The sequence below is a fragment of the Arthrobacter sp. 05N33_2 genome (assembly GCF_056397425.1).
In genome coordinates, this window is the sequence record NZ_JBFTNJ010000101.1 from 1 (window position 1) to 8,061 (window position 8,061).

General features: G+C 64.8%; 10 protein-coding genes and 1 pseudogene. 5 read left to right on the forward strand and 6 right to left on the reverse strand.

Annotated elements, in window-relative coordinates:
* Positions 1–138 (reverse strand): annotated as a pseudogene (locus AC1DHX_RS19725) (PhoH family protein); the annotation flags it as partial.
* Positions 139–443: 305 nt separating this feature from the next.
* Positions 444–959: a flavin reductase family protein gene (locus AC1DHX_RS19730; protein WP_476849264.1), complete on the reverse strand. Its 516-nt coding sequence runs from the start codon at positions 957–959 to the stop codon at positions 444–446.
* Between the two features lie 168 nt (positions 960–1,127).
* Between AC1DHX_RS19730 and AC1DHX_RS19735 the strand changes: the two genes are divergently transcribed.
* On the forward strand, positions 1,128–1,799 hold the full coding sequence (locus AC1DHX_RS19735) for a class I SAM-dependent DNA methyltransferase (RefSeq protein WP_476900390.1): 672 nt from the start codon (positions 1,128–1,130) through the stop codon (positions 1,797–1,799).
* Here the strand turns inward: AC1DHX_RS19735 and AC1DHX_RS19740 are convergent.
* Both AC1DHX_RS19740 and AC1DHX_RS19745 read right to left on the reverse strand, forming a co-directional pair.
* The gene (locus AC1DHX_RS19740; protein ID WP_476900391.1) at positions 1,794–2,840 is read right to left on the reverse strand and encodes an NAD-dependent epimerase/dehydratase family protein; all 1,047 of its coding nucleotides are present in this window, start codon (positions 2,838–2,840) and stop codon (positions 1,794–1,796) included. The two genes, AC1DHX_RS19735 and AC1DHX_RS19740, sit on opposite strands and share 6 nt — an antisense overlap.
* A 26-nt stretch (positions 2,841–2,866) precedes the next feature.
* Positions 2,867–3,061, reverse strand: coding sequence for a hypothetical protein (locus AC1DHX_RS19745; protein WP_476858448.1), 195 nt, complete (start codon positions 3,059–3,061; stop codon positions 2,867–2,869).
* A 111-nt stretch (positions 3,062–3,172) separates the two neighbouring features.
* Between AC1DHX_RS19745 and AC1DHX_RS19750 the strand changes: the two genes are divergently transcribed.
* Positions 3,173–3,616: a GNAT family N-acetyltransferase gene (locus AC1DHX_RS19750; RefSeq protein ID WP_476858447.1), complete on the forward strand. Its 444-nt coding sequence runs from the start codon at positions 3,173–3,175 to the stop codon at positions 3,614–3,616.
* Between the two features lie 46 nt (positions 3,617–3,662).
* Entirely contained in the window at positions 3,663–4,178 is a 516-nt protein-coding gene (locus AC1DHX_RS19755; protein ID WP_476858446.1) for a GNAT family N-acetyltransferase, read from the forward strand.
* A 54-nt stretch (positions 4,179–4,232) separates the two neighbouring features.
* On the opposite strand, the gene AC1DHX_RS19760 is transcribed toward AC1DHX_RS19755, so the two are convergent.
* Positions 4,233–4,730 (reverse strand): GNAT family N-acetyltransferase, encoded by a 498-nt coding sequence (locus AC1DHX_RS19760; RefSeq protein WP_230009229.1) that lies wholly within the window; start codon positions 4,728–4,730, stop codon positions 4,233–4,235.
* An 88-nt stretch (positions 4,731–4,818) separates the two neighbouring features.
* Positions 4,819–5,892 (reverse strand): DNA polymerase IV, encoded by a 1,074-nt coding sequence (locus tag AC1DHX_RS19765; protein ID WP_476900392.1) that lies wholly within the window; start codon positions 5,890–5,892, stop codon positions 4,819–4,821.
* A gap of 213 nt (positions 5,893–6,105) precedes the next feature.
* Here AC1DHX_RS19765 and AC1DHX_RS19770 point away from each other — a divergent pair, with 213 nt between their 5' ends.
* Positions 6,106–6,504, forward strand: a complete 399-nt coding sequence (locus AC1DHX_RS19770; RefSeq protein ID WP_476858444.1) for an NUDIX domain-containing protein — start codon at positions 6,106–6,108, stop codon at positions 6,502–6,504.
* 313 nt (positions 6,505–6,817) lie between these two features.
* Positions 6,818–7,936: a PheS-related mystery ligase SrmL gene (srmL, locus tag AC1DHX_RS19775; protein ID WP_476858443.1), complete on the forward strand. Its 1,119-nt coding sequence runs from the start codon at positions 6,818–6,820 to the stop codon at positions 7,934–7,936.
* Positions 7,937–8,061 lie beyond the last annotated feature (125 nt).

An 8,061-nucleotide genomic window follows, 5' to 3' on the forward strand; every position in this document is an offset into this window, starting at 1 on the left:
GCCCAGCGACTGGACCATCTGCTCTGAGTCGTCGAACAAGACCACCTCCGTCCGCAGCCCTGGTAGGGAGTGGGGAAATTCCCCTGCGGTGCGTTCTCGGGCGCTGAACCGGGCCTTGCCGTTCGCTGCTTCAGTCATGGTGTTGGCCCGCGGGCCTCTGGTCCCCTCCAGTATGAATATGGTCTGTCGCCGTGATCCGTGCCGACGGCGGTTCGCACCGCCCGCGGCCAGGGTCTACGGGTGCTTCCATCTTACGCCAGCGCGGCGCGGCCGACGCCGGAGGGGATCCGGCGCGGGCTGTTACGGGTAGGCGTTTCCGAAGACGACCCACCCCTCCAGCCAGTGGGCGCCTGTTGCCGGGCACGGCTGTTCCGCGTTGCCGGGTTCCCGCTCCGGCTTCGGCTCCCGCTCCGGCTTCGGTTCCGCCTTCGGTTCCGACACGGTCAGGCCGCGCTCTCCAGCGCGCCGGCGCGGGACCCGACGCCGGCGTAGCGTCCCTTGTAGAAGAGCAGGGGCTCAGCGTCGGGGCGGGCGCCCAGGGCGCGGACGGCGCCGACGACGATCGTGTGGTCGCCGCCGTCGTACTCCTGGTGGAGTTCGCAATCCACCCAGGCCAGGGCGTTATCCAGGACGGGGTTGCCCAGCGGCGAGGGCGAATGGCCGACGCCGGCGAACTTGTCCGTCCCCGAGCGCGCGAACTGCCCCGCCAGATGCTGGTGCTCTGCGGCCAGGATGTTCACGGTAAACCGTCCCGCCGCACGCAGCAGCGGCCAGGTGCTCGATGTCCGTGCGGGGCTGAAAGTGACCAGGGCCGGCTCCAGGGACAGGGAGGCGAAGGACTGGCATGTGAAACCGGCCGGCCCGTGCTGGGTTGCTGCGGTGATCACCGTCAGGCCGGTGGCGAAGTGTCCGAGAATGTGCCGGAGTGCCTTCGGGCTGGGGTCAGAATGTTCCGTCATGGCGGGTCCTTTCGAGCGCTGGTAGCCCCAATCAACCACCGTAGACGCGGGTTCCCAAGCCCGGCCGCAACGCACAGTCGCGCAACGACACAACGCGTCACGGACCCGTTGCATGACGTAAGAATTCGGCACCGGGAGTTCCCCGGCCATGGCCGTTAGGCTCGGTTGATGGCAAACCAGGAAAATTTGATGGACGTCAGATCCGCGTACGACACAGTGGCCGAGACCTATTCAGCGGTGATCCCGGATACGAGTTTCGAGGCCCCGCTGGATATGGCCATGATGGACCACTTCATCGCCCACATGCGCGGCACGGCGGACCGGACGGTGATCGACGTCGGATGCGGTGCCGGACGAATGAGCAGTTATCTCGGCCAGGCGGGGCTGAACGTCAGCGGAGTCGACCTGTCGCCCGAAATGRTCCGGATCGCGCAACAACTGCATGCCGGGCTGTTGTTCGAGCTGGGAGAGCTGACGGACCTGCCCCAAGCGGACGCAGCTGCGGACGGCGTCCTCGCCTGGTATTCGATCATCCACTCTCCCCCGACGGCGCTGCCGGCGATCGCGCGCGAGTTCTGGAGGGCGCTCCGCCCTGGCGGTTCGGCGCTCGTCGCCTTCCACGCCGGCAGCGGCCACCGCACGATTGACCGTGCCTACGGACACGACGTCCAGCTCCGGGCGGAACTGCACGCACCCGAAGAGGTGGCGCTCCGGTTCACCGAACAAGGCTTTGTGATGCGCGCCCAGTTGGTGCGTTCACCGAGGGCCAAGGAAAAACATCCACAGGCCGCCATCCTCGTCGACAAACCCTTCGTGTCTTCAACACTTAGTCCCTCATAGCGGACCTTGGGGTGTTCGCAGGGTCGAACCAGCGGTGAACTGCTCTTCACGGGAGTAGTCGAGATAGTGCTTGAGGGACGGATCGCCGGTTCCCGGCATGGCTCCGGCCGCTGCCGCCTTCACCAGCCAGTCCACCTGATGCGGGATGGTCTGAGCGTATGTCCCAACAGGTTCATAGGCGAGGTTAAGGGAGGCCTTGGTGCTCAGTACCAGCGGAGGCCGGAAATCCCACGGATGGTCACCGAGGCCCACGGGTGCGCTGTCATCCAGAAGCACCTCTTCCCAGTCGTGGCCCAGGTAGCGGGCAATTGCTGCGGCGATCTGCCGGGCATTCGGCGCATCTGGATCGGCGCTGTTGAGGATTCGTGCCGCGGGCACGGCGGCAACCCGTTCCACGAGGGYCGCCGTGTTCACCGCTGCCGTCGTGTGGTCCGCGCCCTGCCCAGCATGGGCCAGGAACACGGCCCGGCGCCGGTCGAGCACCCGTTTGACGAACATCCATTCCCGGGGCAGGGCCGCGCCCTCACCATGTACCTTGGACGCCCGGATCACCGTCACGGGATGGCCGCTGCCCAGGAGGGTGTTCTCTGCAGCCACCTTGTTGGCGCCATAGCCTTCCCGGGATTGGTAGTCCCCGGTTCCCGGCCGCATGGTCGGATTGTTCTCGAGGATCGGCGCATCAAAGCGGGGCGCTACCTCGGAATTGACGTGATTGCCGGCGGCGTCAACGTACACAGCCTTGCTCGAGAGCATGACGGCAGAGGTCACCGCGGCCAGGTGCGGCAGGAGTTGCCGGGCGTCGGCCTCGGTGTAGCACACCGCGTCCACGAGGAGATCGGCACCACCCGCCATCACCCCGGCCAGTGCGGCGTCGTCACGACGTTCGGCGGCGATAAATCGGGCACCGGCGGCAGCCAGGTCAGCCGGCATCTTGGTCCRGTCCCGGCCCGTCATGTCCACGGCCCAGCCGGCACGGATCAGCCGCCACGCAATCGCGCGGCCGAGAACGCCAGTGCCGCCAAGGATCACAGCCCGTTTCATTTGTCCGACTCTAACGGACGGGAGCATTAGGCGGAGGCGATGCCGGGACCAAGAAGCCTCGGGTATTTCCACCCCTTGGAGAGCGCGGGAACCGCGGCGGCCGTGCGGGGAAGCCGGACGACGAGCCGGTCACCGAGCGTGAGCATGACGTTGTCCGTCCCGCTGGATGACACCGGCTTCAGCGGGAGCCCGGCCCACCCCGGAAACTGATCCGCGATCATGAGGCCGACCTGGCTTGTGTCGATGTCAGGCTCAGCGTCGTGCAGCTTCTTCGAGGTCGCCCTGCGGACCTTCAGTGGGAGGCGGGCGCCCCGCCAAAGTAGGGTACTTCCATGTTCATCATTGGCGAAGGGCGCCCAGACGATGTGCCCGGCCTCGCGACGCTAAGGGCCACGTGGGCGGCGGAACAGGACCCCGCGCCCATGGACGATCCCACCTTCGACGCCGTCTTCATGGAGTGGATGAATGCCAGTCCCCGAAAGTTCTTTGTGGCCGACTACGGTGGCGAACTCGTCGGGATGCTCAACCTGATGATTTTCGAGCGGATGCCCAAACCCGGAACGGAATCGTCCCGGTGGGTCTATCTGGGCAACGCCTACGTGCTCCCGGAGTTTCGGAACGCAGGAATCGGAGGCCGGCTCGTGGAGGCATCGATCCAGTTCGCGCAAGGCATCAAGGCCGTACGGATGGTGCTTTCCCCCTCCGATGCATCACGCGGCTTTTACGCACGGCTTGGTTTCGAACCGGCCGCGGAATTGAACATTCTCAGGTTTTGACCCACGGCCCGCCAGGCCGCTGCGCCGGCCCCGGCATGATGGACACATGGAATTGCAGACTGATCGTCTCCTGCTGCGCGAGTACACCCTGGATGATTTCGCAGCGGTACATTCATTCGCTTCCGACTTGAGGATCGCCGAATACGTGGACTGGGGACCGAATACAACCGGCGAAACGCTGGAATTCCTTAAAATGTGCTCGGCGGCGCAACGCGGTTCGAACCGGACAAACTTCACTCTTGCTGTCACTTTTCCCAGGGTCGAACCCTTCGGTTCTGTCGGACTCGGCATTGATCGTTGCCGGGGCGAGCTGGGGTACGTGATTGATGCTGACCACTGGGGGCACGGATATGCCACTGAGGCCGCAGCCGCCCTCCTCAGGTTCGGCCAAGAAACTCTCAGACTGCGGGACATTACCGCAACCTGCAGACCTGAAAACACCGCTTCGGCAAAAGTGCTGGAAAAGATCGGAATGGTCCAGATCGGGTCGCGGAGGGCGGACAAACTCATTCGTGGACAGTGGCGTGATTCTCTCGTCTTTTCAGCGGTCGGCACCAGCTGATAACGCACGAACGGCGAGTGACCTCCGCCGGTGTTCAGCGTGGCCCCTGCCCGGCTAAATGTCGGAGCGGACCATCCGTATTTCAGGTAGTTCCTCCCACTCGGGTGAAAGCAACTTACGCGTCCCATCGGGCTGAAAACCGTTCTTGACGTAAAAGGCCTGAGCGCGCACGTTGGCCTCAAGGACCCACAGGTAGGCGGGTAAATCGCCGAGGGCGGCCTTCAACAGGGCGACACCGAGCCCAGTGCCATGGGTGCGCCTCAGAGTGTAAATGGAGTAAAGCTCAAGTTCGCCGGGCAGGTCATCGTCACGCCCCGTGCCTGCGTCGGCAAATCCAACTATTTCATTGCTCTCGTCCATGGCGATGATTCGCGGCTGGGCGCTGTCCAGATACGGCCGGCGTTTTTCCACGCGCAGCGGCATGCTGGCACGGCGCGCATCGAAGAACGCCGGGGACAAAAGGTGCCCGTAGCATTCCTCATGGGCCAGGGTGTGCATCCTAACCACGGCATCAGCGTCCTCGACCGCGGCCTGGCGGATCTGATATTCCATCGTCCCAGCCTAACTTTGACTTGAGGGCTTCCCAGGGTCATTTTGCAGCCGGCCGGCGGAACGCCGCACCGGGGAGGAAGCGACGCCRTCACCAGCCGCCGCGTGTCGGCGTATGTCCCTTTCGGGCATCGTCGGGCATTGCCATTTCGGCCCGCAGACCCAGGAGCCGGATCGGACGGTCTGCTTCGATTCCGGCTGCGAGGTCCAACGCCTCCGCGAGGATTTCGTCCCGGTCGAATGTCTCRGGAAKCTTCCTCGCGTGGGTYTTGGTSAMGAACGGCGCGTACCGGACCTTGAGGGTCAGCCCAACCACGGGCCGACCTTCGGCCACAACATCCTCCAGGACGCGCGCTGTCAGCTCCCTCACGGCGTCGTCGACCTGGGCGGGTTCAGTCAGGTCGCGCTGGAAGGTGGTCTCCCGGCTATGCCCGCGGGCAACCCACGGGGTGTCGTCCACAACGCTGGCGCCGTCCCCGCGTCCGAGCTCCGCGTACCAAGGTCCCATCCTGGGGCCGAACTCCGGGACCAGGTCCCGGGGGCCGGACGCGGCTAGCTCGGCCACTGTGTTGATGCCGAGTTTGGCCAGCCTGCCCGACACCTTGGTTCCGACGCCCCAGAGCTCCTTGGTGGGCCGACTGCCCATGACGTCGAGCCAGTTCGCGGCAGTGAGACGGAAGACGCCGGCCGGCTTGCCGAAACCGGTGGCGACCTTGGCTCGTACCAGGGTGTCGCCGATGCCCACGCTGCAGTGAAGCTGCGTTCGCTCCAGGACAGCGGCCTGCACCTGCCGGGCGTAGGCTTCCGGATTCTCTGTCTCGGTGCCTACAAAAGCTTCATCCCACCCCAGCACCTGCACTGTGGCGCCGGGCTGCGCGCGCAGGGTAGCCATGACCGTTTCGGACGCCGCGAGGTAAGCCTCCTGATCGACGGGCAGGATCACAGCATCGGGCACTTTCCGGGCCGCAATGCGTAAGGGCATTCCGGAACCCACGCCGAATGCCCTCGCTTCGTAGGATGCCGTCGACACCACGGCGCGTTCCGTGGGGTCGCCCCGACCGCCGACAATGATCGGCTTGCCAGCAAGCTCCGGCCGCCGGAGCACTTCRACCGCCGCGATGAACTGGTCGAGATCGACGTGYARCACCCAYSGGATTCCGCTCACGCCACCAGTGTGCCCTAAACATCCCTAGCAAGCATCGGCCCTCCACCAAGCCTGGCCGGACTCGCCGTCGTCGACGCGCCCTCCCGTGACGAAGCATTGGTGCGGGCCGCCAAGATCGCCGCCGCTTGCCGCTGCGCGCGGGAGGTCCGCGGGTTCGTGCCCGACCCCACGGGATGATTTGTGTGCTGGATGCCCCCGTGATCGACTGATGCGATGACCCACCGCATTGCCGTCGGCGTACTCTTCGGGCCACGAGGCGTTCTGATGTGCCGCCGGGTCCCGACATCGAAATGGTACCCGGGTATGTGGGACTTCCCGGGCGGCCACATCGAGGACGGCGAATCAGCCGGCGAGGCGCTGGCCAGGGAGCTCCTCGAAGAAATCGCAGTCAACGTTGTCCCGCCTACGAACACTCCCACGTTTAGGGTCCAGGACAACGAGGGCTCACCTGAGGGGTTGGCGCTCTCGGGGTGGGTCCTGGAAATGTGGACCGGCGATCCTGCGAACTTGGCCAGGGATGAGCACTCCGAAATACGCTGGTTCAGCCCTAACGATGCCCTCGGACTGGACCTCGCGCACGCCCATTACACCGAAGTACTTCAACACCTTTGAAGTTTAAGAAACGGCGGCGCCTGAAGAGGACAGACTTACACGCATTCTGATAAAGGCCGGCCCGCGGATGGGTTCTGATAGATGTCGGCCTTCGGAGCACCTTGGCATATGGAACCAGACCGTCCGGCTCGAGGAAACGCGTGCCGGGTGCGCATCGGGGGTATAGTCGGCGCATGCAACTTTCGCGTCGATTTATATGCCCCCGGCCGGTCCCCGGCCGCGAGGGCTCTGAGGCGCGCGCCTAGGTCCTGGCGCCGGGTTTGAGTCGGGGGAAGTCAACCCACCACTCGAAATCCGAAAACAAGGACCTGCAATGCCCTCATATCTCAGTCCCTCCGAGCTCCACGACGCTTTGACCATCCGCGATCTTTCAGATCCGGACGGCGGGCCCCATGCAATGCAGCCGCTGTTGCAGGGCATCCTCGACGCGCTCAGCCGCGAATGGAGAGTGCCACAACGAATCGTCCGCCACAGCCCGCTGGTGAGCGTGGCCGACAATTACGACCACTTGGGGTTCAAGGAATCAGATGTGACGCGGGATCAAAGGTATTCCCGCTATCTCAGCCCGACGGTCATGCTCCGAAGCCACACGTCGGCTTCCATCCCGCCGCTGCTGCGTGCACTGCACGCGGGCCAATCCATGGACGAGCTCTGGGCGGTCCCCGGTCTGGTCTACCGGCGTGATTGCATCGACCGCACCCATGTGGGAACTCCCCACCAGGTCGACCTATGGCGCGTCAGCTCACGGGGGCAACTCGACGCCGGCAACCTGCAGGAAATGGTCGGATCGCTGGTGCAGGCGGTGCTTCCAGGAGCACCCTGGCGCGCAGTTCCGGCAGATCACCCCTACACCGAAGAAGGCTTGCAGGTCGATGTCCTCGCGGACGGGGAGTGGCTCGAACTCGCCGAGTGCGGGCTCATCGCGCCGCATCTGTTCTCCGGGGCCGGCCTGGATCCCACCAAGTGGTCGGGACTGGCTCTGGGCATGGGATTGGACCGCGCCCTCATGCTCCGCAAGGGCATCCCCGACATCAGGCTGCTTCGGTCCACAGACCAGAAGATGGACCAGCAGATGCTGGACCTGTCCCGGTGGAATCCAGTTTCCCAGATGCCCTCCATCCGCCGGGACATCTCCATCGTCATTCCCGCTGACCTGGATACCGAAGTGCTTGGAGACCGGGTGCGAACAGCGTTGGGCGCAAAGGCCGACGATCTGGAAAGTGTCGAACTCCTGGCCCTGACGCCCTGCGCCGACCTCCCCGCAGCGGCGAGGAAACGACTCCGCCTCAGCGATGGGCAGGCCAATGCACTGATACGCCTGGTGCTGCGTCCCCTCGCCCGGACCATGACAGACCCGGAGGCGAATCGGATCCGGGACGACGTCTACCTGGCCCTGCACGAGGGGCCCGTCAAGGAACTCATCGCAGGATAGTGCCTGCCGTGCCAGTTCACCATCGGGCTGCTGGCACGGCAGGCATGGAGACGCGGCCGGACCATGTCAGTGCCAGGAACCACAAGCGGACGCCATTAGGTATCAACTTTGTATCGGCCTCATAT